The sequence below is a fragment of the Streptomyces sp. 8L genome (assembly GCF_020176795.1).
Classification (GTDB): domain Bacteria; phylum Actinomycetota; class Actinomycetes; order Streptomycetales; family Streptomycetaceae; genus Streptomyces.
Genome location: NZ_JAIUKE010000169.1, coordinates 1 through 25,106 on the forward strand (window position 1 = coordinate 1; position 25,106 = coordinate 25,106).

The following is a 25,106-nucleotide window of genomic DNA, read 5'->3' on the forward strand; positions in this document are numbered from 1 at the left end:
AGAACACTTCCTCGCCTTCGCAGGCATCGCCGCAACTCTCATCTGCTACCGACGCCTCACCAAATGAGATGACTTCTAAGACGTCGTTTCATCCTGAGAAACAGCGCTTCTCCGAGTCTGCATCGCTCTGCACCATGAACCCGGCAACGCCCGCCTCTCGTGGTCTACAGGTCGCGCCACAGCACCGGCCTGGTCCCGACCGTCATCGATGCGGAACTCGTCGAGGAGCGGCTCGACCTCACGCCAGCGCTGCCGGACGCCGAGGCGCTCCCGGACGTGGCGGTGGACATCAAGGTGCTGACCGAGGAGGCCGAGGAGGACCTGGCCAACTCAGGGCGCCAAAACACCCGCACGACATACGGCAGCCGCTACAAGGCGTTTGCAAGCTGGTGCGTCGCCCGCGGCCGCAAACCGGGGCCGCACACCACGGAGGTGAACCTCGTCTCGTACGTCTCCCACCTCCGCCGGGAGCAGATCGGGCACGACACGATCCGGCTGTCGATCGCGGCCATCGTCGACATGAACGCCCGGGCCGGGCACGAGAAGTGGCCGCCCACCGCGAAGGCCCTGAAGATCTACGCCGACGCCCGGCACGAGCGGGCGGAGAGCGGCCGAAGCCCGCGGTCGGCTCCGCCCATCGACATGGATCGCCTCACCCAGATGGTCGACGGGTGCCCGGACACCCTGGGCAGGCTGTGCGACGAAGTCATTCCGGCGGGCGCCCCGGTGTCGAACGACAGGTGGTAGTCGCGTATGTGGCCCGTGCCGGTGACGGCGATCTTCCGTTCCTCGCCGTGCGTTCCCGGGCGGCCGAGCGGACGCCAGCCAGATAGAAACGGCCGTCCTTGGAGCTGACGCGCACGTCAGCGTGGTCGTCCAAGATGAGGCTGAAGTCTGCTGCACAGAACTGGCCCACGACCAGGGTCGGCTGACCGGAGCCGAGCTGTCGCTCCTACAATCGCAGGGCTTCGACGGTAATGGAGAAACCGGGGCCCATAGGGGCTACGGTCACGGGCAATCAACTCTCTGACCTGGGGTTCCTTGCAGGTCATCTACGTTTGGCACGGCCTCGCACCTGTTGGCCAGTCTTTCCGCGGTCTTGCTTGTCCGCCCCGGGCGAACTGCCCGATCGCCACCTCGGACAGGGCCCTACCGGTGGCCGGGGCGCCCCGCCGGGGTCACGCAGACGGCTTGGTGCCCGGACGCCGGGAGTGGTCCGGTGCCGTGCCAGAGTCGTCCGCATGATCCCCGCACACGTTCCCGACGAGCCGCCGTTGACCTACGCCGATAGCTTCGACATACCCGTCCTGTTCCGTAACGGGCCCGCGAAGAAGCCCCGGCGGCAGTGGCGGACGGCCAAGCACAAGCCGTGGACCGGATCGGACGGATTCCCGGCCGCTGACGGCTGGTATGCCCCGACCACCACGTGGCGGGAGATCATCAAGGCCGCCACCGAAGTCGGCCGCGACGTCACCCCGCATCTGCAGAACCAGCCGCGCTACGCCCATGGGGAACTCGTCGCCCGAGTTTCCCCTCTGTACGCCTACCTCGGCGCGCACCCCGTCAGGCCCCGGCATCCCCTTCCGGGGGCCAAGAGCCGACGCCTGACCTGGAACCCGGTCTACGCACACGGCACCGAGCGCAGCGCCAAGATCGCCGCCGGCTACCGGCTGGGCATGACGATGACCGAGTGGGCCCGCCGCTCGCTGCTGGGGCTCGGTCAGACCGAGCACCTCGAACTCGGCGGCCCCATCCCCGCCCTGCTCAAGACGTTCAAGGACCCGAAGAAGAAGCTGCCCGACCTGTGGGGGCACCACGAGACGGAGCAGCTGTACTGGCTGATCGAGGCCAAGGGCGGCGACGTGGGGCTCAAGAAACTCCGTGAAGGATGGCAACAGTTGGCAGCCGGCAGCAAGGCCCTCGGCGCGTACGGACACCGCATCGTCCTGGTCGGAGCATCTGTTCGGCCCGACGACGACCTCTTCCTCACGATCGACCACGACCTCCACCCCGGCCGGCCACCGCTCGACTCGGCCGGGTCCGATACCGGCGACGAAGCAGCCGGCCCGGGAAACCTGGAAGACCGCCTCGGCGACAGCGACGACGCGCTCATCGGCGCTGCCCGCGCCCAGATGCTGGCCTACCTGGCGCTGCGCTCGGCTCCCGCCGCGCAACTGCGCACCGTACCCGTCGCCGCCGACCGAACCTCCCGCCGCCGACGCTCCGGGCTGACCACTCCCCTGGAAGACGACAGCCTCACTCTCGCCATGCGAGCCGAGGCCCGCGAAGCGCCGACCGACGCCGAACAGCACACCTTGCGCGCCGGAATCCGTTCCATGGGCCTCGACGACTTCCTGAGCTGCCGCATCCCCGGTACGGAGGTCCACCTCGGCATGTCCCGGAAGCTGTTTGCCGCCTGCGAGCGCCTCCACGAGGAAGACCTCGCCATCGCCCGGCGCACCCCAGGACTGCGCGCCGAGGACCAGCCGCCCGTCGACCTGGAACTCAGCGACGAAGCCCAGGAAGAACAGCGACTCACTCAGCGGCGCGTCTTCCGAGAACAACAGGAGGAAGCCCGCCCACGGCTGCGTCCTCTGCTCCGCGACGCCTACGAACGAGGCGCGACGAGCGACTGGAGCGACCTTCTCCGTCGCTCCGAGGAGCCGGATCTCGACCTGCGCGGCGACGAAAGCCTTCTCGAAGCAGCGACGCCGGAAACCTACGTAGCCGTCAGCCGGGACGACTTGCCCCCCGCACGCGTCTAGCCTTTCCGCACGACGACCGGGGCAACAAACGACCTCGACCACCACCTCACCTGCAAGGATACGTCTAAAATCGAACACATGACGCAATAGCGTATGTGTTGCTCTGATATCCCCGAGGACCTGTTCGCCGTGCAGTGTGCATGGGAGCGGACCTGTCGGAGCCTTGCCGACCCGGCCAACCGGCAGCGAACGACAGCCCGGCGCCGTCTGCTGGAGCTGTCCGTCCAGGCGTGGTGGCATCCCTATTGGCAGCGAGCTCGCGCGACCTCGTCGGCAAGCACCCGCAGAGCTTGGTCACGCAGGAGTGGCACCATCCCGGGCCGGTTCTCCAGCAGTTGCCAGCGTGGAGCCAACCGGGTGAGCCCGGCCGGGACCGGGGCTGTTGCAGCGCGGCACCTTTTCGCACGTTCCCGATCCAGAGCGCGTTCTCCCTCTGTCGCGCGGCCCCCTCGTCATCTCGCATCCGAGAACTCGTTCGGATCGGCAGGCCTTCGCGACAGGAACCACCCGGCTGACGCAGCGGGGACGGCCGGACAGTTCGGACGGGCACCGCACGACGCGGCGGCTCCTCCGTCGCCCTCGTACTCGCCGGACGGGTGGCGGCCACCGGATTTTCCTCTCGGGGAACGCAAGCCACCCAAGAGATCGTCTACAGTCATGTAGTCCTAATGCCTCATCGCGGAAGACCGTCGATCGCCCCATCTCCCCGCGCCCGGAAAGGAGCCCGACGTGCCCCTGTGCCCCCACGACTGCACCCTGGCCGCATCCCTTCATCTCGCAGTCAACGTCCTGGACGCCGGATCGCTGCTGACAGCCTTCGGCGCGCTCGGCGTGGCCTTCGTACTCTTCGCGGAGACGGGGCTGCTGATCGGGTTCTTCCTGCCCGGCGACTCGCTTCTATTCACCGCCGGCCTCCTGTGTGTGCCTGACAGCGGAAAGGCGCACCTCTCCCTGCCGCAGATCCTCTTGGCGGCCGTATGCGGGGCCCTCCTTGGAGCCCAGGCAGGTTACTGGATCGGACGCAGAGGAGGCGGCGCCCTGCTGGCCCGCAGCCGCTCTGGCCGCCTGCGGGAGGGCGCCGAACGAGCGGAGGAACTACTCGCCCAGTACGGACACGCCAAAGCGGTCGTCCTCGCACGCTTCGTCCCTGTTGTCCGCACCGTCCTCAACCCTCTCGCCGGCGCACTCGGCGTGCCTGCCAGGAGCTTCGTTCTCTGGCAGGCCACCGGGGGCACTGTGTGGACCGTGGGCCTGGTACTGGCGGGCTACGCACTCGGCTCCTCGGTGCCCAACGTCGACCGGTACCTGCTGCCGTTGATCGCACTCATCGTGCTCGTCTCGCTGATCCCGTTGGCGCGGGAGGTCTTGCGTGGACGCCGTACCCGCGAAAACCGCGACGCGGTTCGCCGTGGACGGAAAGGCGACGAGCCGCGATGACGGTGTCGTACCAAGCAGCGCGCAAGCGCCCGTCTGCGCTCCCAGCCGTTGGAAATGCGGCGATCGCGTCCGCCGGAGGCGGTGGGCCCTCATCGCTGCCGCCGCCGGCACCGACTGCGCCCCTTGATCGACGGCACACTCGCCTGCTGCTCCTCAACCTCACCGTCGGCACGGCAAAGGTCCTCCTGGGCAGGCCCGGTATCTCCGGTTGTACGCGTGGCTGCCATCTCGATGAGTCGGCCCGCCAGGGGATCGCTCGGCGGCGGGGCTCACAAGATCCAATGACGCCGGGTAGTACCGGAGTGCGACGGCCCCTCACCGAGTGGCGACCAGCGTACGACGATGTGCCGCTTCCGGACTTCTAGCCTCAAATGAAGAAGAGCACGCCGATCCCGACGGCCAGACGCGAGGGAAGACCTGATGATCGAGGCAAAACAGTTGTCCAAGCGGTACGGAGAGAAGACTGCAGTGGACCGGCTCGACTTCACCGTCAAGCCCGGCACGGTCACCGGATTCCTCGGTCCCAACGGAGCGGGCAAGTCGACGACCATGCGGATGATCGTCGGCCTCGACGCTCCCACCAGCGGAACCGTCATGGTCAACGGGAGCCGCTACGCCGCACACACCGCCCCGCTCCAGGAAGTCGGCGCGCTCTTGGAGGCGGGGTCGGTCCACCCGGGCCGATCCGCCTTCGACCACCTCATGGCGCAGGCGTACACCCACGGCATCCCGCGTCGCAGGGTGGAGGAAGTCATCGAAATGACCGGTCTGCAGAAGGTGGCCAAGAAGCGGGCAGGAGTCTTCTCCTTGGGTATGGGGCAGCGACTGGGTATCGCCGCCGCGCTGCTCGGTGACCCGTCGACCGTCATGCTCGACGAGCCAGTCAACGGACTCGACCCCGAGGGCGTGCTGTGGATCCGCAACCTGCTCAGTGGGCTGGCCGCCGAGGGGCGCACCGTCTTCGTCTCCTCCCACCTCATGAGCGAGATCGCCCTCGTCGCCGAACACCTGATCATCGTCGGCCAGGGCCGGCTGCTCGCCGACACCACCGTCCAGGACCTGGTGAGCCAGGCGGGCGGGGACACCGTAAAGGTCGTCAGTTCGGACCCCGGGCGGCTGCGCGAGGTACTGGCGGGGCCGGGCATCGACATCAACGGACGGGCAGGCTCCGAGGAACTGGAGGTTGCCGGGATGTCCGCCCGCGCCATCGGAACCGCTGCGGGGGCGGCGGGCATCATCCTGTTCGAGCTGACGCCGAGGACCGTCTCCTTGGAGGAGGCGTTCATGGAACTCACCCAGGACGCGGTGGAGTACCACGGCTCTGCTGCGACCGCCGGGAGTGCGGCATGAGCACACTGACCACGCCGCCCGTCCCGACCAACGCCCGCACCGCATCCGGTGCGCGTCCTGCTTACCGGGTCACCGGCCCCCGGGTGCTGCGCTCCGAATGGGCCAAGCTCTGGTCCCTGCGTTCCACCTGGATCACGCTCGGCCTCGGCTTCGTGTTCCTGGTGGCCTTCGGCCTCATCGCCGCCGCGCAGTTCACATCACGGTACAACTCCGGGCATCACATGAGCCCCGACTTCGCCACATCGACGTCGCTCAGCTTGTCGCTGTTCGGCACGAACTTCGCGCAGCTGGCCCTTGGCGTGCTCGGCGTACTGGTCACCGCGGGCGAGTACTCAACCGGCCTGATCCGCTCCACGCTGGCCTGCGTCCCGCACCGGCTCCCCGTCCTGTGGTCCAAGTCGGCCGTGTACGGACTGGTCTCTCTGATCGTCGGGCTCGGGGGCGTCTTTATCGCCTTCCCCATCGTGGGCGGCATCGTCTCGGGCACCACGGCCGCCCAGTCCCTCTCCGACTCGGGCGTGCTCCGGGCGCTGCTCGGCGCTGGCCTCTACCTCGGCCTCGTCGGTGTTGTCGGGACAGCGCTGGGGGCGCTGCTGCGCTCGGTCGCAGGGGGCATCTCCGTCCTGATCGCCTCGCTCATGCTGGTGCCCGGACTGACCTCGCTGCTTCCCAGCTCCTGGCAGAACACCGTGGAGCCCTACCTGCCCAGCAACGCGGGCGAGGCGATGTTTACGCTTCATCACGATGCCGTCACTCTCTCACCGACGTCCGGGCTTCTGGTATTCCTCGCCTGGACAGCTGCGGCACTGGCGGGTGCCGCCTGGCGGCTGATGCGTACCGACGCCTGACCGGCGCTGTGGTGGTACCCGAAGGGCGGGCACCACCACAGCCCGCCGGTCCATGACGGACAGGTGAAACCGTGCGGCTCGACAACACCCAGGCAGAGACCCTTACCGATCTGCTGCTCCCGGCGGCGCTGGACGAGCTGTGGTCGCATCCGCTGGTGACCCGGCTGAGCCGTCTCAGCCAACGGATGTGGCGCGTGGTGGTCCGGTTCTGGTCCTACCGGAGGTGAGTCTTCCGCCCGGGTTGAGGGGCCGTCGTCACGGCGGTCCGCCGCGCAACACGGCACCGGGCCTCGACGGCGGGCCCGGTAAGGGCCAGAGCGACGGCCCCGCCCGCCCCTGAGCGAGAGGACGCTCACGTTCACACCGATGCGGCGGTCTTATGGGGACCATGACCACCGCTGAGCGATGACCGCACAGACCATCAGCTGCATCTGATGGAAGAGCATCAGTGGCAGGACGATGAGGCCGGCACCTGGGCCGAACAGAACGGCGGCTATCGGTAGGCCGTTGACCAAACTCTTCTTCGACCCGGCAAACACGATCGCGATGCGGTCTTCGCGGCAGAAGCGCAACGCGTGCGCTGCCACCGACGTAGTGGTAAGGACCAACGCAAGGAGAACCGCCTCTACCATGCACAGGGCGAACAGCCGCGATGGCGAGACCTGGTGCCAGATGCCCCGGACTATTCCCTCGCTGAATGCGGTGTAGACGACGAGCAGGACCGATCCGCGATCGACGCGGCCGAGCACCGTCTTGTGGCGTGAAACGGCGGGTCCGATCCAGCGACGGGCGAACTGGCCCACGAGAAAGGGCAGCAAGATCTGGCCGCCGATACCGGTCAGCTGTGAAGCCGAGAACGGCGTATGGCCACCGATCAGGACTGAGGCGAGCAGCGGGCTGACGAACATGCCCAGCAGGCTGGAGTAGGTTCCGGCGCAGACAGCAGCCGGTACGTTGCCCCGGGCCGTCGAGGTGAAGACGATCGACGACTGCACGGTGGACGGCAGAAGGCACAGGAACAGCAGCCCCGTGTAGAGGTTTGGAGCGATGACCGAAGGGACAAGTGCGCGCAGCGTCAGTCCCAGCAGGGGGAAGAGCACGAACGTACTGGTGAGGACTGTGAGATGCAGCCGCCAATGGCGCAGGCCGGCGAGCGCTTCACCTGCCGAGAGCCGCGAACCGTAGAGGAAGAAGATCAGCGCCACGGCACAGTCCGCTGCGCCGGCGACCAATGACGCGACCCCGCCGCGCGCGGGGCACAGCGCCGCGAAGGCGACCGTCGCGAGCAGGGCGATGATGTAGGGATCCACCCGCAACGGCGTGTGGGCCGCAGTTCCGCCCGGCTTGGGCGTCCCGGCCGAGCGCGAGAGCGGCGTCATCCGTTCGCGGCCGAGTCGTCGACGGTCGAAAGAGCCCCGTCGGCCCCGCCGCCCGGGAGTGTGGAGCCGGAGGCGCCGACGGCAGTGGTGGGAGGACCGGCGTCGACGGCGTCGAGCCAAGCCGCCACTGACGCGTTGTGCTGCCCCAGTGTCGGCGGCGGCAAATGGCTCGTACGGCCGGCGCCGTCGAACTGCCACGGGATGCCCGGCAGGGTGATCGGGCCAAGGGTCTCGTGGTCGACATCGATCGTCAGCCCTTGCTGCACGGTCTGCTCCCAGGCGTACACCTCATCGATGGAGCGGACACGGCCTGCGGGCACCCCGGCGTCGGACAGTCGCTTCAACCATGCCTCGGCCGTGTCCTGGCGGAAAGCCGCCCCCAGTTCGCCGGCCAGCTCGGTGCGCCGCCGTACCCGCTCGGCATTGGTCGCGTAACGGGGGTCATCGGCTGCAAGGCCGGTGAGAGCGGCGACGGCTTCCCACAACCGGGGGCTGCCCGCGGCGAGCTGGATCGCCCCGTCGGCGCACGGGAAGAGGCCGTACGGGGCGATGGAAGGATGGTGGTTGCCGGTGGCCCGGGGGACTTGGCGCGCTACGGTCCAGGCCGTGCCCTGGAAGCTGTGGAGGCCGATCATGGCGGAGAGCAGCGAGGTCCGCACCACGCGCCCCCGCCCGGTGTGCCGACGTTCCAGCAGCGCGGCGAGCACCGCACTGGCGCCGAAAATGCCCGCTAGCAGGTCAGCGACGGGCACACCGGTCCGCGTCGGTGTACCAGGTTCGCCGGTGAGGCTCATCAGCCCCGTCTCGCCCTGGGCGATCTGGTCATATCCCGGCCGCCCGCCGTGCGGCCCGTCGTGGCCGAAGCCGCTGATCGAAAGAATCACCAATCCCGGATTGAGCTGATGCAGCGATTCCGTCGAGTGACCGAGGCGGTCGAGGACCCCGGGCCGGAAGTTCTCCACCAGGACGTCCGCGCGCTTGGCCAGCCGTCTGACCAGGGCATGGCCCTCCGCCGACTTCAGGTCTGCCGTGACGGACTCCTTGTTGCGGTTGCAGGAGAGGAAGTACGTGGACTCGCTGCCCGGAGACTCCCCCGGGGAAGCGTTCCTCGCCGGAACGAATGGTGGCCCCCAGCCCCGAGTTTCGTCACCCAGACCCGGGGCTTCGACCTTGATCACCCGTGCGCCGAGATCCCCGAGCATCATGGCGGCGTGCGGCCCTGCCAAGGCGTGCGAGAGGTCGAGGACGAGGTGGCCCTGGAGCGGCCCCCGCTCTCGCGGAACGGTTTCGGACATGCGGATCTCCTGCTGGTCTCGTACGAAGGCTGGGCGTGGCATGAACGTACGGAACAACGGATCAACGCGATCTTTCCGGAATGCTAAGAATCTCTAACCTTATGCAGTGCGAAAATATGATGCATGCGGACAGCTATCTATTACAGATGTAATAGGCGCTATGGCACTAGCAGAGCTATTGATCGTGGAGGACGACGCCGACATCGCCTCCGAACTCGAACAGGCGCTGAACGGCCACGGGTACGCGGTGGTACGCGCGGAAACCGGCGCCACGGCCACGGCCGCGGCACTGCACAGCTCGCCCGACCTGATCCTGTTGGACCTTGGCCTGCCCGACGCCGACGGCGTAGCGTTGTGCCGCCGACTGCGCGCCTTTGTTCCGGTGGAAACGGTGATCGTGGTTCTCACGGCACGAACGGGGGAGTTCGAGGCTGTAATGGCGCTAGACGCGGGGGCTGACGACTACCTGACCAAGCCGTTCCGGCTCGCCGAACTGCTCGCGAGGCTGCGGGCCCATCTGCGTCGGCGCGCCGCGACCGCGGGACCGCCGGTGCTCAGGTTTGGGGACACATTCATCGACACTCTCGCGCGACGTGTGCACGTGGGCGGGCGACAAGTCGATTTGCGCCCCAAGGAGTTTGATCTGTTGGTCGTGCTGGCGAGGTCGGCCGGTGCTGTCGTCAGCCGCGAGCAATTGATGACCGAGGTCTGGGACGAGCAGTGGTTCGGTTCGACGAAGACACTCGATGTGCATGTCTGCGCCGTACGCCGCAAGCTCGCCGACGCCGACCCGGCGGGCTCCAGTCACATCACCACCGTCCGCGGTAGAGGTTATCGGTACGAGAAGGCTGGCTGACGCCACGGGCCAATGTGGCACGTCCCCCTCTCCGCAGGCAGATCGTCATTAGTGTCGCCACACGGCGATACTCCGTGCGATCCTCATCGCCGGCCACCGCACACCGGAAGCATCAAGCTGAATACCGGATGCGGTCCCGCCCGGCGCAGCAGCAACCTGCCGCCCTCCGCCTCGGCGAGAGAGCGGGCGAGTCGCAGCCCGATGCCGTGCCGCTCGCCCGGTCGTCGGGCTGCGTTGAAGACAATGTCGCCGTCCCGTGCAAGGCCGGCCCCCTCATCCCCCACTTCGAGGGCGATGCCCGAGCCCAGGTCAGTGGCGGTAAGCCGGATCTCACCCCGCCCATGGACCAGCGCGTTGTTGAGCAGTACGTCCAGAACCTGCACAATCGCCGCCTCCGAGGCCCGCACCGGGGGTAGATCCGGCTCGCAGCGGACGGTCAGGCGGCGTCCGGCGTCAGCCACCGCATCCCGGTTGCGCTGGGCAACCCGATCCAGGACGTGTGCGGCGTCAAACCGCTCATCGCTGTGGTGTGTCTCGCGGGCAAGGCGCAGCAGGTCGTCGATGGTTCCGCCGACGTGGTGGGCACGCCGTAGCGCGGTGTCCAAGGCCTGACGCAGTCCGCGCTCGTCGCGCGTCCGCGCCGCTTCGAGACCGAGTACGAGCGCGGTCAGCGGTGTTCTCAGCTGGTGGGACACAGCAGTGCTGAACGACCTCTCACGCTCCAGTACTTCACCAAGACGCCGTGCTGTCGCGGTAAGGGCGCGGCTTGCCGCATCGGCTTCCCGGATCCCGCTGCGCACCGGCTGGATGGTGAAGTCCCCGGCGCCCAGGGCGCGCGTAGTTTCGGTCAGCCGTTCCAGGGGGACGGCCACGCGGCGGGCAAGATGTCGAGCGAGTAGGGCGGACAGGGCCACGATCACAGTGCTCGCGACGGCCAGTACGAGCCACGTACTCGATCTTCGGTCGGTGATCTCGTCCCACGGCATCCACACTCGCATGGCAGCCTTCACAACCCCACCTTGTGACACCGGTGCGGAGACCACGAGGTCGTGTCCCTCCACCCCCTGGTGGAGCGCACCGTCGCGCGCCTGCGCAGCTACGCGTGAAAGCGAGGGTCCGCTACCCCCCAGGCGATGCCCGGACGGCGTGTAAAGCGCGTGAAGGACGCCGGGCGAGAGATGGTGGGGCGGAGACGAGGAGCCGCGCCCGAGTGTTTTATTCGGCGGAAGCCCAGCTGCCTCCCAGATGGCGTCCCGTTGGAGCCGTGCGACAGCGCTGCCGCGGAAGACGCGGTCCATGGACCAAGCCAGCGGCAGGGTGAACACCATGACCGCACAGGCCGTCACTGTCACAATCGAGATCAGCACTCGGCGGCGCAGCGGGCTCCCGCCTCCATCTTCCGCGTCCCTCGCCGAACCCATCCTCACGTCGTCTCCCTTGTCGCCGTTGGCCGTGCCTCATCGTTGGTGGTTCCCGCGAAGACCTTTCCGCGTCTTTCCCGATGCGTTGGCCGGGTTCGCCCGTCGGGCCGGTCACCCTCGCTCCACGATTTGGCCGCCTTTCGTTAATCGTCTACTGTCATGTAGACACATAGCGAATGCCGTTGTGGTGCGGCGCGTCGAGCCTCTCGGCGCTCCGACCCCTGGTGAGGAGAGTGGACGGTGCCAGTGCATTCCATGATCACGCTCGCCTATGACGGCTCCAGCATCGACGGCTCGCTATTCACCATCGTCACCGGTTTCGCACACGAAACCAGATGGCTCAACACACCGATCGACCTGTGGACCAATGCGGGTCTGGGTGTGTTCGCCGTACTGATGGTGATGGGGTGGTGGAGCGCCCGCCGCCGTGGCGCCCGTGACATGGCTCTCGCGCTTTCCGCCCCGGTCGCGGTCATAACGGCATTCGCCATCGCCGAGGTGGTCAAGAAGCTGGTGGCGGAGACCCGGCCCTGTTATGCACTCCCCCACAACTACTTCGTTGACACGTGTCCCGTGCGTAGCGACTACGCCTTCCCGAGCGGCCACAGCACGGCTGCCTTCGCGACAGTGGCGGCACTGTGCCTGCTCGACCGACGGCTGAGTGTGATCGCCGCCGTCTTCGCCCTGTTCGAGGGCTTCACCAGGATCTATGTCGGCGCCCACTACCCGCATGACGTGATCGGCTCCGCAGTCCTCGCCCTGCCGGTCGCGTTCGTCATGAGCTGGATACTGGGCAGGTCCGCCACTGCCACCGTCGCGCGGTTGCGACTGGGGGTGCTGCACCCGCTGCTGGACGCCCAGCCCTCCGGCGCCTCCACCGTGCCCTGAGCTTACAAAGAGATGCCCGAGAGGCACAGCCGGCTTCTTCCACGCGGGTGGCCCCTTCGTCCGCCGACTGCGTGCCCCCTGAAGGGTGTTCGGCTTCAGCCGGTGAGATGTAGACGGTGTACGTGCCGAGTTGGCGCGACGTCGCCATCCCGTGCGGGCTCCAGCTCCCGGCGTAGACGGGGACCGAGTGTCCTCGGGGGACGAGGACTGCGACAGGCCGGTGGCGGGCGGTCCTCATAATACTGGCGGCGGTCGTGTTTGCGTTGTTGCCGCTGGTGGCCCCAGAGGCGCAGCCCGCGGCGTACCCGATAGGGATGGCATTGGTGCCCGTTACGAGGCAGGGCGGTGTCACACCGAACTCGCGCAGGCCGTTGGCGATCCGAGCGAAGTCGTCGTGCGCCTGCTCGTTGCGTGCAACCGTACGAGTGAGCACGATGTTCTGGCTCACCAGTTGGCCCGCGAGCGCCAGGACCACGAGGACGGCCCCGGCCCTGCGGAGTCTCGGTGAGCCCGCACCGGCGGAGAGCCACACCAGGCACTCGCCGACCGGCAGAGCAAGCAACGCATAACTCGGCAGCAGGAAGCGCGGAGCCGCGTAGTTGATCAGCAAGAGATAGGGCACCGCCATCGACAGTCCGCAGAAGACGGGCACCAGCACGACTGCCTGACGTCCCGCCCGCCTGGCAACATAGAGGCCGAGCACGACCACTACGGGCACCGCCAACCACCACAGCGAGTCGGCCTTGTCTCGCCAGGGCACCGTGCAAGGCCTGCAGAGGGTGCGTCCAGCCAGCGCCTTCAGCTGGTCACCGAAGGCCAAGTTCCAACTGAGACCTCCCTCGACCCGCCCGGAGGTGTGGAGCCGTGCCAGGATGCCTCCGTAGCGCATGTACGACTCGACGACCCACTGCGCGCCTCCCGCGATGAGGCCGATTGCCAACGCCCAGAACACAGCGGGCCGTCGCCAATCGCGGACCACAAGTGAAGCGACGACCAGCGGCAGCACGAGCCAGAATCCGTCCGGCGGACGCACTTGGACGACGGCAGCCAGACAGAGCATGACGCCGAGCAACGACCCGTGGCCCGTGAGCCCGTTGCCTGTACCCATCCGCCAGCGATCGGGATCTGCCCGACCAGCATGGGCCGTGACAACCGACCGCAGATAGAAACCCACACTGGCGAGTGCACCCAACGCGACCCATAGGTTGGGCATCACCTGCGGTCCATAGAACTGGGTGATCCACAAACTCACGAATACCAGCCCCGCGACCGCGAGCGTGCGGTCGGACAGGAGGCGGCGCCACACCCACAGGGCCCCCAGCAGGCCGGCGCCGGAGAGCACCATGAGGTAGCAGCGCAATGCCGTAGTCGAGTATGTCAGCGCGGCGACGGGGGCGACCAGGAACGAGATTCCGCGGGCGCGCGGCGCACTGAAGAAGGCCGCCGGCGCGTGGGGGCTAACCTGGCTTGTGTACACCGACTCGTCGAAGCCGAGACCCAGATGGGTTGTCACGAAGAGGAACTGGCTGAGGGTGTAGGCCAAGGCCACGGTGATGAGCCACCCGAGACCGGGGAGAACAGCGCCTTTTGCGGGGCCTTCGGACGGCAGGCCGGCATCGCGTTCAGTCACATAGGAGCGTGTCACAGAGGCACTCTACCCAGATTACTACATGATGTAGGACTTGGTTCGAGCCAGCACGCCCAGGCGCCGCGCTTCGGGCTGCGCGAGAGCGCAGTGCGTGAGGAATGTCAGTGCGTGAGGAATGTCAGTGCGACGCCCTCATCATGACTACGATCCGTGGCAGGCGTCAGCCTGCCTGTCCCTGGTCGGCTCACACGGTCGGACGGTGCAGCCTGCCGCGCGCCACCAGCTCGATCGTCACGCTCGCGGGGGCCGGTTGAACGGCCATGAACACGATCAGGACGAACCACTGCACCGCTCCCGGCATGATCGGTGTCGCACCGCCCGACAACATCCCGACGAACGCGCTAGGTGTATTGACCCGTAGTGTTGTTCACTCGGCTGATGGGTGGCTGGCCGTTGAGTGCGGTGTGGCAGCGGTGGTGGTTGTAGGTGTGGAGGAAGTCTGTCAGGGCTGCGGTTCGCGCGCTGGGAGGCGGACGGGACCTGGGCCCGGCTGCTGGAAAAAGCCTAGGTCCGGGACGACTCCGTCGGAGCAGTGGAATGGACGGTGTCGGTCGACTCCACGATCAGCCGGGCCCATCAGCATGCCGCCGGTGCCCGGGAAAGGGGGCGGAGGCGGGGGACGCATGGGAAGATCCGGCACGCGCGGCGGCTCGCCAGGCGCTGGGGCGCTCGCGCGGCGGACTGACCACCAAGGTCCATCTCGCGTGCGACGGCCGGCGTCTGCCCCCGGCCGTCGTCGTCACGCCGGGCAACGTCAACGAGTTCACCGTCTTCGAGACGGTCATGGGCGAGTTGCGAGTGCCCCGAGCCGGCGGCGGGCGCCCCCCCCCCCCGCCCCCCGCGGTCCTCGCGGACAAGGCATACTCGTCACGGGCGACCCGCCGCAGCTTTCGCGAGCGAGGCATCCGCACCGTGATCCCCGAGCGCGCCGACCAGAAGGCCAAGCGCCTGCATCGCGGCCAGGCGGGCGGCAGACCTCCGGCCCTCGACCGCGAGCTTACGAAGCCCGCAACGTCGTCGAACGCTGCTTCGGCCGTCTCAAGCAGTGCAGAGCGATCGCCACTCGCTTCGACGAACTCGCCGACCGCTACCGTGCCCGAGTCCACCTGGCCGCACTCATCCTCAGGCTCCGCGAACCCACCCAAGGCCCTTTGCCAGACAGACCCCGGGACACACCGCCCGCGAGGCCGGTACAAATTCAGGGAGCCGCGCCCAAGGGGCCGGGCCGGGTGCCGCGCGCCAGGAACGCCTGAGTCATGCGGCTGGCGCCCTCACTCGCGTTCCGGCGCGCCTCTCCCCACCCGTTCGGCCGCCAGGCCTTGTTCCGGTTCGGGCTCGTCCGCCCGGCTCACCGCGAGCCAGGTAATCAGTGCGGCTATCGGCACCGCCAGCGCAAGGCTGACCGGCCCAGTGCCCCAGCCGAGTCCGCCGCGGCCGGTGCCCACACCCATCCAGTCGGCGAACGAGGCTCCGAGCGGTCGCGTCAGGATGTATGCCCACCAGAAGGCGACCACCGCGTTGAGCCCGAGGTAGCGGTGCGCAAGCGCAGGAAGCAGGATCAGTGCGGCGAACAGCAGGCCCGCCGGGAGATAGCCGAGGTGCAGGGTGCTCGCACTGAGGTCGCCCACTGCGGTGCCGAGCGCGAAGGTCGCGAGAACCGTGGCCCAGTAGAAATACTCCCGGCGGCGGGTGCGGACGGTGTGGATGGAGAGTGTGCCCTCGGAGGCGTACCAGGACATCAAGATGGCGGCGAGCATCAGCGCGAACGCGGCCGCGGAGACCGTGTACGGCACACCGGCGACGACGTGGACAACGTCGGCCGCCATGGTGCCGAATACGCTCACCATGACGATCGCCGCCCAGTACGTCCATGCCCGGTAGCGGGCCGCGCGGAACTGAAGCCAGAGCAGCAGCACCAGGCCTGCAGCACCGAGGCCGCCCGCCACGACGGGGCCGAGCGCCCTCGCCAGGAAGTCCGAGGCCGTCTCCCCCATGCCGGTCGTAAGGATCTTGACCACCCAGAACACGGTCGCGACCGCAGGGACCTTGGCCGGCCCGGCCGCGCGCTCACTCCTCGGCCTCGTACGCCTTCCTGCCCGGCGCCTTGACCGTAGCGAGCTCCCGCCACCGCGCTCGAAGCTCGCGTCCGTCCGCCGGTGCCTCGGCAGAGGCTCGGCAACCGTGCCCCCGCCCGATTGATCCGTCATAGCTGCCACCGTTCCGGCGCCGGGCACCGTCTTGTCTGCCGCTGTCTCCGCCGAGGGTTCGCGGGTGCGGTCACGTCTGGGATTGCGGTTATCGTCTACAGAACTGTAGACGAAAGCACGATCGGGTGCGAGCCCGATCCGTTCCGACTGCTAGGGTCCTGACCATTCTTCTACGTCATGTAGTAGCAATGGAGAGGAACACTGCTATGCCCCGTCCCTACATCCCTCGGCGCGTCACGGTCATCTCGGCGAGCGTAGGCGCGGGTCATGACGGCGCGGCGGCCGAGCTGTCGAGTCGGCTGGAGGCGATCGGGTTCGCCGTCGACCGGTACGACTTCGTGGACCTGCTGCCTGCCGGTCTCGGGCGCCTGCTGTCAGCCGCATACCACCGCCTACTCGTCCTCGCCCCGGCTCTTTACCAGCGGATCTACGCGGCGATGGGCAGCACAGGCCGCCCCGGTCTCCTGCTGCGCCCGCTGCTGCGCTGCGCCGAGCGCCGCACCCTGGCGACCGTCACCCCGGCCACAGCGGCCGTCGTGTCGACCTATCCGGCCGCCGGGCAGGTATTGGGTTCGCTGCGTGAACGCGGCCTGCTGCGGGTGCCGGTGCTCACATATCTGACTGACTTCTCCGTCCATCCGCTGTGGGTGGCCCCGGGGGTCGACGCCCACCTCGCCGCGCACGCCGTGCCCGCCGAGCAGGCGAGGGCGCTCGGCGCGCGCGGCGTGCTTGTCGCCGGTCCGGTGACCGGGGCCCGGTTCCGGCCGGTCGAAGAACAAGAGCGGCGTGCGATGCGCGAACGGCTCGACCTTCCGGCCGATGCCGTGTTGGCTCTACTGGTCGCCGGGTCCTGGGGGGTCGGGGAAGTGCGGCGGGCCGCACAGGAGATCCGAGATGGGGGCGCGGCCGTGCCCGTCGTGGTGTGCGGCGCCAACCGGACGCTGCTGCGCCGCCTGCGCGCCGACGGGTTCGCCCATGTACGCGGCTGGGAAAGCGACATGCCGACGCTGATGCGGGCCTGTGACGTCTTGGTACAGAATGCCGGAGGACTGACCTCGCTGGAGGCGTTCGCCACCGGACTGCCCGTTCTCAGCTACCGCTGCATACCCGGCCACGGCCGGACGAACGCGGCGGCGCTCGACGTTGCAGGCCTTGCCCCGTGGGTACGCAGTGTGACTGAACTGCATTCGAAAATAGCCGAGTTGGCGTCAGGTGCGCTCGGGGAGCGACAACGATCCGAGGGGCTCGCCCTGTTCCCGAAGGGCCCGGGGCCCACTGCTGTCATCGTGGCTGCGGCAGGCGCCACGAGTGGGGCAGCGCAACGACCGTACGCCGGCGGGGCCGTCCGCACCTTCCGTGCCGGCGGCGCCCCGGCCGCCTGGGCCGTGCGAATCGCCCGGGCCTCCCGCGTGCCGCGTCCACGCCGGACCTCCGTACTAGCCGCAGGCCTCACCCTGACGCTTGGGTTCGGGGTCGCCGCACCGCTTCTGGACACCACCGGGACATCCGTACCGGTACGACTGTCCCTCGCCGCCCACCGATTCCTGGAGAGGCACGAACTGTGACCGCCCCGTTCACCCCACCCAGCGTAGGACGAGGCGCGACCGGAATCCGGGGTATCGCCCGCGCGTCCGGCGCTCTCGCCGCTCTTGCGGCCCTCAACGCCGTCCCCGTCGTTTCCACGTGCGGGCCGCTGCGCAACCGATTCATGCCCGCGCTCGCGGGCCAAGGCCGTCCCGGACACATAGCGTTGACGTTCGACGACGGGCCGGACCGCCGCTCCACCCCGCACTTTCTGAAGGCGCTGGACCGCGGGGGCGTCCGTGCCACGTTCTTCCTGCTGGGGGAGATGCTGGTGCGCTCGCCGGGACTGGCGCGCGACATCGCGGCCGCCGGTCACGAGATCGGTGTGCACGGCTGGGCCCACCGCCCCGCAGTACTGCGAGGGCCCCGGACGATCTGGGCAGATCTGGCCCGCGTGCATGACCTCGCGGCCCATATTCTCGGCACGCCGCCCACACTCTTCCGGCCTCCCTACGGGATGTTCAGCACCTCCACGCACTTGGCGTGCCGTGCGCTGGGCATGCGCCCCGTTCTGTGGACGGCGTGGGGTGCCGACTGGCGCCGCGGCGCCACCCCCCAGTCCGTGCACGACACCGTCATGCGGTCCCTTCGCGGCGGCGGCACCGTGCTGCTCCACGACTCCGACTGCACGTCTGTTCCCGGTTCCTGGCAGGCAACGCTGGGCGCTGTACCAAGACTCCTCGATACCTGTGCGGAGCGCGGCTGGGAGATCGGGCCACTACGGGACCACGGCTCGACGGGGCTCTACAGGCCGTAGTAGCGTGTCTCGGTCCGCAGTCGTGTGCGGATCAGGAGAGAAGCGAGGGGGCGGATCAGTGTGAGCAAAAACGATATTGCCCCGCCGGCCAGGCGGGCACGGGGTCAGCTGGAGAGCGAGGTGCTCGGCGCCCTGTGGGCGGCGAGCGGTCCCGCGTCGGCGGCGACCGTCCGCCAAGAGGTTGACGGCGATCCCGCGTACACGACGGTGTTGACCATCCTGACCCGGCTGCACGAGAAGGGGCTCGTCACCCGCGAACGTGCGGGCCGCGGCTATCTCTACACACCGGTACGGGACGAGGCAGGACATACTGCCGCCGGCATGCGGGCACTGCTGGAGAAAGGCGGCGACCGAGCCGCGACGCTGGCACGTTTCGTCTCCGAACTCCCCGCAGAAGACGAGCGGTTGCTTGAACAGCTGCTGCGCGGAGATGTCGGCAGCTGACGAGAGTCGAAGAGGACGGGAACATGCGGATCGCTCTCTTCACGCCCCTGGCTGTCAGCTTCATTCTGACCCTGACAGCACCCGGCGTGAGCCGTCGCCTGCCTCCGCGCACAGCCGTGTGGCTACTGACCGTGGCGTGCGTGGTCGCAGGTGGCGGCTGGGCCGCTGCGCTGGGCATGCTCGCCTTCACCCTGATCGACCGTTTCCCCGACCTCGCCGCCGAGGGCGGCTGGTCAACCGGCGTGCTGGCCGCTCACACCCCCATCGGCTGGCCCATCGCAGCACTGAGTGCCGTGACCCTCGTGGTGTGCACCGCGTGGCTCACCGCCTCAGCCTGGCACAGGACCCGACTACTGCTCCTCGCCCGCCGCCACGGGCGGCTCCTGCCGCCCGGCGGAGAACTGGCGGTACTGGACGACTCGGAGCCGAGCGCCTACGCCCTGCCGGGCACACCAGGCCGCATCGTGGTCACCTCCGGCATGCTGCGCACGCTGAACGCCCGGGAGCGCGGCGCGCTGTTCGCCCACGAGCGGACGCACCTGCGCCACCGCCACCACATCTTCCTGCTGGTACTGCACTTGGCCGCCGCGGTCGACCCGCTGCTGCGGCCCGTCGCCACCGCAGGCGCGCTCTCCCTCGAACGCTGGGCGGACGAGGAGGCAGCAGTCGCCGTGGCTGACCGGTCACTCGTGGCCAGGGCCGTAGCCCGCGCCGCGCTCGCGACGGCACACCGCCCGGACCACGCACTCGCCGCCACGGGAGGCCCAGTCCCGCAACGTGTCCGTGCCCTGCTCGCCCCGCCCCCGCCCCGCCGGCACGACTTGGTCGTCGCCCAGGCCGCGCTACTCCTCGCGTGCTGCGCGAGCCTGGTCCTCTCCGCCCAGGATATGGACAAGATCTTCGACATGGCGGGCCCTGCGACCGGGACCACCGCATCCGCGCACCACATGGACAGGTGATGCCAGCACCCACGACCACGGCCCGACGTCCTCCGAGGACGACATAGGCGCAAAGGCTCTTGGGCCGAGGCCGGCTGGAGACAACTGCCAACGGTGAGATCTTCGAACCCGGACGACTCGTACCCAACCAACGACGAATCTCCGACTCACGTCACTAGCCAGTGCTTCCTCTGCAGGCGGGCCTTGAGAAAAACTTCCCGGCCAGGTAGAGCACCGCGTACTTGAGATCTGGCAGGCGAGGAGCGTCGACCTCCAAACGCTTCACGCCGCTCACGAAGTAGTCAGGCCATCGGCACCGGGGGAAAGTGCGGGGCAGCCAAGGACGTTGGGCTGCACGAGTCAGCTGTACGCTCCTGCGTTGCCCTGCCGAAGCCGGACATCAGTCTGCCGCAGACCATCGCGCGGGTCTCTGCCGCGCCCCGGCGTCGTCCCACTCCGCCCGGCCGACGGCGGGACACCGAGCAGAGTTGCGAGCCCACGGCTCCGGCTGAGCGAGGGGACGACCGCAGGAGGACAGTGAGCGGAGGCCCCTGGGGGCAGTCAGCACCGCGCATCGTCGTCGCCCGGGTCTCAGACTTCGGCAGGCCGGGCGCCCGCAGCAGGTAAAATGATGTCGCGCCTCCAGAATTCGCCGGGTCGTGGAAAGGGCAAAAAATATGGTCCCCCGACGTGGCCGTTCCCCCGGCGCCCTGGAGCAGAAGGTCATCGCCTGCCTGTCGGCGGCGGACAGGCCCATGACCCCGGCCGAGGTGCAGGAGGCGCTGGGGTCAGGACTCGCGTACACCACCGTGCTGACGGCGCTCTCCCGTCTGTACGCCAAGCAGGCATTGACGCGTGTCCCCAAAGGCAGAGGGTTCGCCTATCGAATCGTCGGGGTCGACGCCGCCGACGCCGAAGCGAGCATGACCGCCCATCGCATGCGCCGGGTACTCGAAGCGGGCACGGACTACTCCACGGTACTGGCTCACTTCGTGTCCGGCCTTGATGAGGAGACCACCGAAGTACTCCGCGCGCTCCTGGCCGAGTTGACTGACGACGACTCCTGAGGCGCCTGGCGCAGCGGAGCTGTCGCTCCGGCGCCGTCCGGCCGTGCAGCATTCCACAAGGTCGGCTCCGTCCCGGGAGGAGCCTCGACGACCCGCCTGCCCTGTCCGCCGCAAGCAGGGCAATCAGCGGCTTCGACGTCGGCCGCCGCAGTGTCAAGGACGCCTGGAGTGGTACGCGCCACGCGTTGCCTCGACGCCCCACTGTTCCGCCACAAGTTAGGTATGGCTATCCTTCTTGAACTACACCGCTTGTAGGAGAACGGACGGGAAGAAAAGTGGGCTTCACCGTGACTGTGGGTTACCGGAGCGTCCGGACACGCGCGAAAACGGAGGAGGGCGTCCGCCCGCTGGCCGCCCGGTCGCCGCAGGGCGAGTTCAGGGCTCGATCGTCCCGGACCGCCAGACTGGCAGCCGTGGCGCACCGTTCGGCTGACTGCCACGCGACGTGCTCCCTTACAAAGCCCCTCCACCGGGGCGGCAACTGATGGTCACCACCTTCGTGATCGGGTTGCGTGAGGGCCTCGAAGCCGTTCTGATCGTGAGCATCATCGCCGCGTTCCTGAGGCGCAACGGCATCCCCCGCTGGCCCATGTGGTGCGGGGTGAGCCTCGCCGTTCTGATCTCCATCGGCGTCGGCCTCGCCCTCCAGGCCTTCGAGCAGTCACTGCCCCAGTCCAAACAGGAGGGTATGGAGTCGATCATCGGCCTGGTCGCGGTGACGTTCGTGACAGGGATGATCGTCTGGATGGGCAAGAACGCCCGCGGGCTGAAAGCCGAACTCGAAGGGTCGGCCCGGGCGGCGGCGTCCAAGGGTACGGGCTGGGCACTCGCCGGCATGGCCTTCCTCGCGGTGGTGAAGGAGGGCTTCGAGACCGCGGTGTTCCTGTTGGCGACACTGCATGCCTCCGCCAGTGCGAGTTCCGCCGCGCTGGGCGCGGCCATCGGCATCCTGGTCGCGTGCGTGGTCGGCTACATCCTGTACGCCGGGGGCACCCGCCTCAACCTGGCCAGGTTCTTCAAGATCTCCGGTGTCTTCCTGGTGTTCGTCGCGGGCGGCCTGCTGCTGACCGCCTTCAGGACCGCGCGCGGTGCGGGCTGGATCGACATCGGCCAGCAGCACACCGTCGATCTCTCCTGGCTGTCGCCCATCGGATCAGTACGCTCCGCGCTCATCACCGGAGTGCTCGGTATCCCCGCCGATCCACGCGTGATCGAGGCACTTGCGTGGCTCTGCTACGTCATTCCCGTGCTGGCCATCGCGGTGTGGCCACGCCGGTGGCAGCCCGGCCCCGCCAGGGTCCCCACCGTCAAGTTCTCCCTCGCCGCGGTCGCCGCGCTGGCCGCCGTCACACTACCGCTGGCCGTGCCGACGGGCCGGCCCGAGGTTCCCGCCGCGATCGCGCTCACCACGGGGAAGGCCGACCCCCGGGGCACCTCGGCTCCCAAGGCGGCAACGGCCTCGCTGAGGACGCATGGCGGGTCCGCGACCCTCGTGGTGCGCGAGGGGGACACGACACGTAGCGTCACGTTCGCGGCCTCGACGCGTACGGCCACACGCCACCTGGGAGCGGCCGCCGAGAAGTGGACCGACCGGGCACGCACAGCGGACGAAGCCCACCCCTCGACGCTCACCATCGGCGAACTGGCCGGCCTCTTCGGCCGTGTCCCGGTCGGCATCTCCAACACCCAGAACCCCGGCCCGTACCACGCCGTGTGGAACACGACCGCGACGACCGCACTGTGGGTGGCCCACCACGGCATCCTCGACACCCGCCGGGTCGATCAGACCACTCTGACCCTGACGGGTGGTGGCCTGACCCAACCCCGCACACTGACACTGACCCAGCCCGCATGGTCCGTACCGGGTGGAGTGGCCAGTGCTGCGGGCGAAGCAGTGGCAGCCGGCGACGTCACGGCGCACGAGCGCCTGTTGTGGCGGGCCTGGCTGCCGGTCGCCCTCGCCGCGGCAGCTCTCGGGCTCGCACTGACGGGGTGGCGTACACGCGGCAAACAGGCCCGGGGTGAGACGCCCGCACTCGTGCCGGCCGGCACGGTGGGCATCTCCCCCGGCGCCCCCGACTCCACCAACACCGACGGTGCTCAAGCGTCGGCAGAACCTCCAAGGAGCACAGACCATGTTGACAACTGACCGCCATCTCAGAGCAGTTCGCCGGCGCAGCGCGATGGGCGCGGTCGGCGCGCTCACCGCCCTCACACTCGTCAGCTGTTCCTCGGGCAACTCCGGGTCGGCCGCGGCGTCCGGGCCGTCAGGCAAAGCCACGACCGGGGCCTCGGCAGGTGCTTCCGCCGTCAACGTGACACTCAAGAGCGGTGGCTCGGGAGACGTCTGTGAGACGGACGCGACGACGGCGAAGGCGGGCCCTGTGACCTTCACGGTGAAGAACGAGTCGGCCACGGGGATCATCGAATTCGAGCTGCTGCAACAGCAACGCATAGTCGGCGAGAAGGAGAATCTCGCTCCCGGCCTCGCGCCGGTCTCGTTCACGGCCACTCTAGGCGGCGGAAAGTACCAACTGTACTGTCCGGGCGCGGCGAAGGAGCTGACAGACTTCACCGTCACCGGCAAGCCCGCACGGGCAGCCAACGGCAGCACGGCGACGCTGCTCGCCGACGGCGCGAAGGGCTACGACACCTATGTCACGGCGCGGCTGAACGACCTGCTGAACGGCGCCAAGGCCCTCCAGACGTCCATCGATGCCGGCAACCTCAAGCAGGCCAAGTCCGATTACGCGGGCACACGGCAGTTCTATGAGAAGGTCGAGTCCGACGTGGCCGGCTTCGTGAAGCCTGGGTTCCAGCCGACCGACAACGCAGGCAACCTCGACTACCTCGTCGACATGCGCGCGTCCAATCTCGACCCGTCGGTCGGCTGGCACGGATTCCACGCCATCGAGCGTGACTTGTGGAAGGGCGGAACAATCACACCCTCGACCAAGAAGCTCGCCGCCGAGCTGGTGACCAACATAACCACGCTGAAGAAGCTGGCGCCGACACTCCAGTTCAAGCCGGAGGACCTGGCCAACGGAGCGGCCGGGCTGCTGGAGGAGGTGCAGTCCAACAAGATCACCGGTGAGGAGGAGGCATTCAGCCACATCGACCTCGCCGACCTCGCCGCCAACGTCGAGGGTGCCCGACAGGCGTTCGCCTATCTCCAGCCGGGCCTGAAGAAGATCGACCCGACGGTGACCACCACCATCCAGAAGCGGTTCACCGACGTCGACACCGTCATGGGCAAGCTCCGCGACTCCTCCGCGCTGGGCGGGTACGTCCCGTGGGACGCCACCACCAAGGCCGCGCACGCCAAGGAGATCTCGCAGTCGGTCCAAGCGCTGCAGGACCCACTGTCCCAGCTCGCGCAGAAGGTCGCGACCGCGAAGTGACAGCGCCTCACGACCGTTACGGGGAGGACGGCCCGAACGGCGCGCGTCCCGGCATGTCCCGGCGGGCCCTCTTCGGCGGCGGCCGCGCCGCCCCCGGAGCGGGTGCCGGCGCCTTCGCCGGTGTCGGAACGCTGCTGCACCACGAGTCCCAGCCCGCGCAGGTGCCGGGCGAGTCGATCGACTTGTCCAGGCGTCACCCGTTCTACGCGGCCGAGACCGCGTCCCCGCAGCCCGGCATCGAGACGGAGCCGCAGCGCTACTGCGTGTTCATGACCTTCGACCTGCCGTCAGCCAGCACCGCCACCGACCTCCAGGTGCTGCTTGCCACCTGGTCGGCCTCGATCGCCCGGCTGCAGGGCGGCGACACCATCGGCGTCGTGGAACCGGCGCACGGCACAGGGGTCGGTGGAGACACCGGCGAGGCCCTCGACCTCGGCCCCGCCTCTCTGACCGTCACCCTCGGGCTCGGGCCCGGCGTCTTCGACGAGCGCTTCGGCCTCGCCGGGAAGCGGCCGGCGAGGCTCGCCTCCTTGCCCGCCCTGCCGAGCGATCACCTCAGCGAACCCCTGACTGGCGGGGATCTCTCTCTGCAGGCGTGTGCCGACGATCCGCAGGTGGCCTACCACGCTATCCGCGACCTCGCCCGCGTCGCACGCGGCAGGGCGGCCGTGCGCTGGACCGTCCTCGGCTTCGGCCGGGCGGCTGCCGGCCCTCACCAGGCGACCCCCCGCAACCTGCTCGGCTTCAAGGACGGCACGCGTAACATCCAGACCAGGTCCGACTATCGGCGCTGGGTGTGGGCGGGGGGCGACGAGGGGTGG

21 protein-coding genes and 3 pseudogenes are annotated in these 25,106 nt (G+C 68.6%); 17 read left to right on the forward strand and 7 right to left on the reverse strand.

Features of this window, described 5'->3' with window-relative positions; all coding sequences use genetic code 11:
- Nucleotides 1-159: 159 nt before the first annotated feature.
- Entirely contained in the window at nt 160-747 is a 588-nt protein-coding gene (locus tag LCE31_RS15845; RefSeq protein ID WP_225014907.1) for a hypothetical protein, read from the forward strand.
- Here the strand turns inward: LCE31_RS15845 and LCE31_RS15850 are convergent.
- Nucleotides 699-1,012, reverse strand: a pseudogene (locus tag LCE31_RS15850) (DUF317 domain-containing protein); the annotation flags it as partial. The gene LCE31_RS15845 and the pseudogene LCE31_RS15850 sit on opposite strands and share 49 nt — an antisense overlap.
- A gap of 229 nt (nt 1,013-1,241) precedes the next feature.
- Between LCE31_RS15850 and LCE31_RS15855 the strand changes: the two are divergent.
- From LCE31_RS15855 to LCE31_RS15875, 5 genes are all read left to right on the forward strand, one after another.
- Entirely contained in the window at nt 1,242-2,765 is a 1,524-nt protein-coding gene (locus tag LCE31_RS15855; RefSeq protein WP_225014908.1) for a gamma-glutamyltransferase, read from the forward strand.
- A gap of 729 nt (nt 2,766-3,494) precedes the next feature.
- Entirely contained in the window at nt 3,495-4,202 is a 708-nt protein-coding gene (locus LCE31_RS15860; RefSeq protein WP_225014909.1) for a DedA family protein, read from the forward strand.
- 420 nt (nt 4,203-4,622) lie between these two features.
- On the forward strand, nt 4,623-5,552 hold the full coding sequence (locus LCE31_RS15865; protein WP_225014910.1) for an ABC transporter ATP-binding protein: 930 nt from the start codon (nt 4,623-4,625) through the stop codon (nt 5,550-5,552).
- Complete coding sequence (locus LCE31_RS15870; RefSeq protein ID WP_225014911.1) at nt 5,549-6,400, forward strand: ABC transporter permease; 852 nt, start codon at nt 5,549-5,551, stop codon at nt 6,398-6,400. The genes LCE31_RS15865 and LCE31_RS15870 overlap by 4 nt, the downstream gene beginning before the upstream one ends.
- A 71-nt stretch (nt 6,401-6,471) precedes the next feature.
- Nucleotides 6,472-6,627 carry a hypothetical protein gene (locus tag LCE31_RS15875; protein ID WP_225014912.1) on the forward strand — a complete coding sequence of 52 codons (156 nt, stop codon included), beginning with the start codon at nt 6,472-6,474 and terminating at the stop codon, nt 6,625-6,627.
- 150 nt (nt 6,628-6,777) lie between these two features.
- Here the strand turns inward: LCE31_RS15875 and LCE31_RS15880 are convergent, their stop codons facing one another.
- Together LCE31_RS15880 and LCE31_RS15885 are read right to left on the reverse strand one after the other, a co-directional pair.
- Nucleotides 6,778-7,779, reverse strand: a complete 1,002-nt coding sequence (locus tag LCE31_RS15880; protein ID WP_225014913.1) for a bile acid:sodium symporter family protein — start codon at nt 7,777-7,779, stop codon at nt 6,778-6,780.
- Nucleotides 7,776-9,074 (reverse strand): CaiB/BaiF CoA transferase family protein, encoded by a 1,299-nt coding sequence (locus tag LCE31_RS15885; protein WP_225014914.1) that lies wholly within the window; start codon nt 9,072-9,074, stop codon nt 7,776-7,778. The genes LCE31_RS15880 and LCE31_RS15885 overlap by 4 nt, the downstream gene beginning before the upstream one ends.
- A 160-nt stretch (nt 9,075-9,234) precedes the next feature.
- On the opposite strand from LCE31_RS15885, the gene LCE31_RS15890 reads away from it, so the two are divergent.
- Nucleotides 9,235-9,930 (forward strand): response regulator transcription factor, encoded by a 696-nt coding sequence (locus tag LCE31_RS15890; protein WP_225014915.1) that lies wholly within the window; start codon nt 9,235-9,237, stop codon nt 9,928-9,930.
- Nucleotides 9,931-10,013: 83 nt separating this feature from the next.
- On the opposite strand, the gene LCE31_RS15895 is transcribed toward LCE31_RS15890, so the two are convergent.
- A complete protein-coding gene (locus LCE31_RS15895; RefSeq protein WP_225014916.1) occupies nt 10,014-10,940 on the reverse strand; it encodes a sensor histidine kinase in 927 nt (308 codons plus the stop codon).
- Nucleotides 10,941-11,591: 651 nt separating this feature from the next.
- Between LCE31_RS15895 and LCE31_RS15900 the strand changes: the two genes are divergently transcribed.
- Nucleotides 11,592-12,239, forward strand: coding sequence for a phosphatase PAP2 family protein (locus tag LCE31_RS15900; protein WP_225014917.1), 648 nt, complete (start codon nt 11,592-11,594; stop codon nt 12,237-12,239).
- Here LCE31_RS15900 and LCE31_RS15905 read toward each other — a convergent pair.
- Together LCE31_RS15905 and LCE31_RS15910 are read right to left on the reverse strand one after the other, a co-directional pair.
- Nucleotides 12,127-13,884 carry a hypothetical protein gene (locus LCE31_RS15905; protein ID WP_225014918.1) on the reverse strand — a complete coding sequence of 586 codons (1,758 nt, stop codon included), beginning with the start codon at nt 13,882-13,884 and terminating at the stop codon, nt 12,127-12,129. The genes LCE31_RS15900 and LCE31_RS15905 overlap by 113 nt on opposite strands.
- 187 nt (nt 13,885-14,071) lie before the next feature.
- A pseudogene (locus LCE31_RS15910) lies at nt 14,072-14,242 on the reverse strand (ABC transporter permease); the annotation flags it as partial.
- A 96-nt stretch (nt 14,243-14,338) separates the two neighbouring features.
- On the opposite strand from LCE31_RS15910, the pseudogene LCE31_RS15915 reads away from it, so the two are divergent.
- Nucleotides 14,339-15,050 (forward strand): annotated as a pseudogene (locus tag LCE31_RS15915) (IS5 family transposase); the annotation flags it as partial.
- Between the two features lie 108 nt (nt 15,051-15,158).
- Here the strand turns inward: LCE31_RS15915 and LCE31_RS15920 are convergent.
- Nucleotides 15,159-16,055, reverse strand: a complete 897-nt coding sequence (locus LCE31_RS15920; RefSeq protein WP_374118479.1) for a COG4705 family protein — start codon at nt 16,053-16,055, stop codon at nt 15,159-15,161.
- Between the two features lie 245 nt (nt 16,056-16,300).
- Between LCE31_RS15920 and LCE31_RS15925 the strand changes: the two genes are divergently transcribed.
- The 8 genes from LCE31_RS15925 to LCE31_RS15960 all read left to right on the forward strand — a co-directional run.
- Entirely contained in the window at nt 16,301-17,659 is a 1,359-nt protein-coding gene (locus LCE31_RS15925; protein ID WP_225014919.1) for an MGDG synthase family glycosyltransferase, read from the forward strand.
- A complete protein-coding gene (locus tag LCE31_RS15930; RefSeq protein ID WP_374118478.1) occupies nt 17,656-18,435 on the forward strand; it encodes a polysaccharide deacetylase family protein in 780 nt (259 codons plus the stop codon). The genes LCE31_RS15925 and LCE31_RS15930 overlap by 4 nt, the downstream gene beginning before the upstream one ends.
- Nucleotides 18,436-18,495: 60 nt before the next feature.
- The gene (locus LCE31_RS15935) at nt 18,496-18,879 is read left to right on the forward strand and encodes a BlaI/MecI/CopY family transcriptional regulator (RefSeq protein ID WP_225014921.1); all 384 of its coding nucleotides are present in this window, start codon (nt 18,496-18,498) and stop codon (nt 18,877-18,879) included.
- A 23-nt stretch (nt 18,880-18,902) separates the two neighbouring features.
- Nucleotides 18,903-19,838 (forward strand): M48 family metalloprotease, encoded by a 936-nt coding sequence (locus LCE31_RS15940; RefSeq protein WP_225014922.1) that lies wholly within the window; start codon nt 18,903-18,905, stop codon nt 19,836-19,838.
- Nucleotides 19,839-20,494: 656 nt separating this feature from the next.
- Nucleotides 20,495-20,884, forward strand: a complete 390-nt coding sequence (locus LCE31_RS15945) for a BlaI/MecI/CopY family transcriptional regulator (protein ID WP_225014923.1) — start codon at nt 20,495-20,497, stop codon at nt 20,882-20,884.
- Nucleotides 20,885-21,368: 484 nt separating this feature from the next.
- Nucleotides 21,369-23,033, forward strand: coding sequence for an iron uptake transporter permease EfeU (gene efeU / locus LCE31_RS15950; RefSeq protein WP_225014924.1), 1,665 nt, complete (start codon nt 21,369-21,371; stop codon nt 23,031-23,033).
- Entirely contained in the window at nt 23,020-24,285 is a 1,266-nt protein-coding gene (gene efeO / locus LCE31_RS15955; RefSeq protein ID WP_225014925.1) for an iron uptake system protein EfeO, read from the forward strand. The genes efeU and efeO overlap by 14 nt, the downstream gene beginning before the upstream one ends.
- Nucleotides 24,282-25,106 (forward strand): Dyp-type peroxidase (locus tag LCE31_RS15960; protein ID WP_225014926.1); only part of this gene is annotated, 825 nt, incomplete at its 3' end. The genes efeO and LCE31_RS15960, both read left to right, overlap by 4 nt.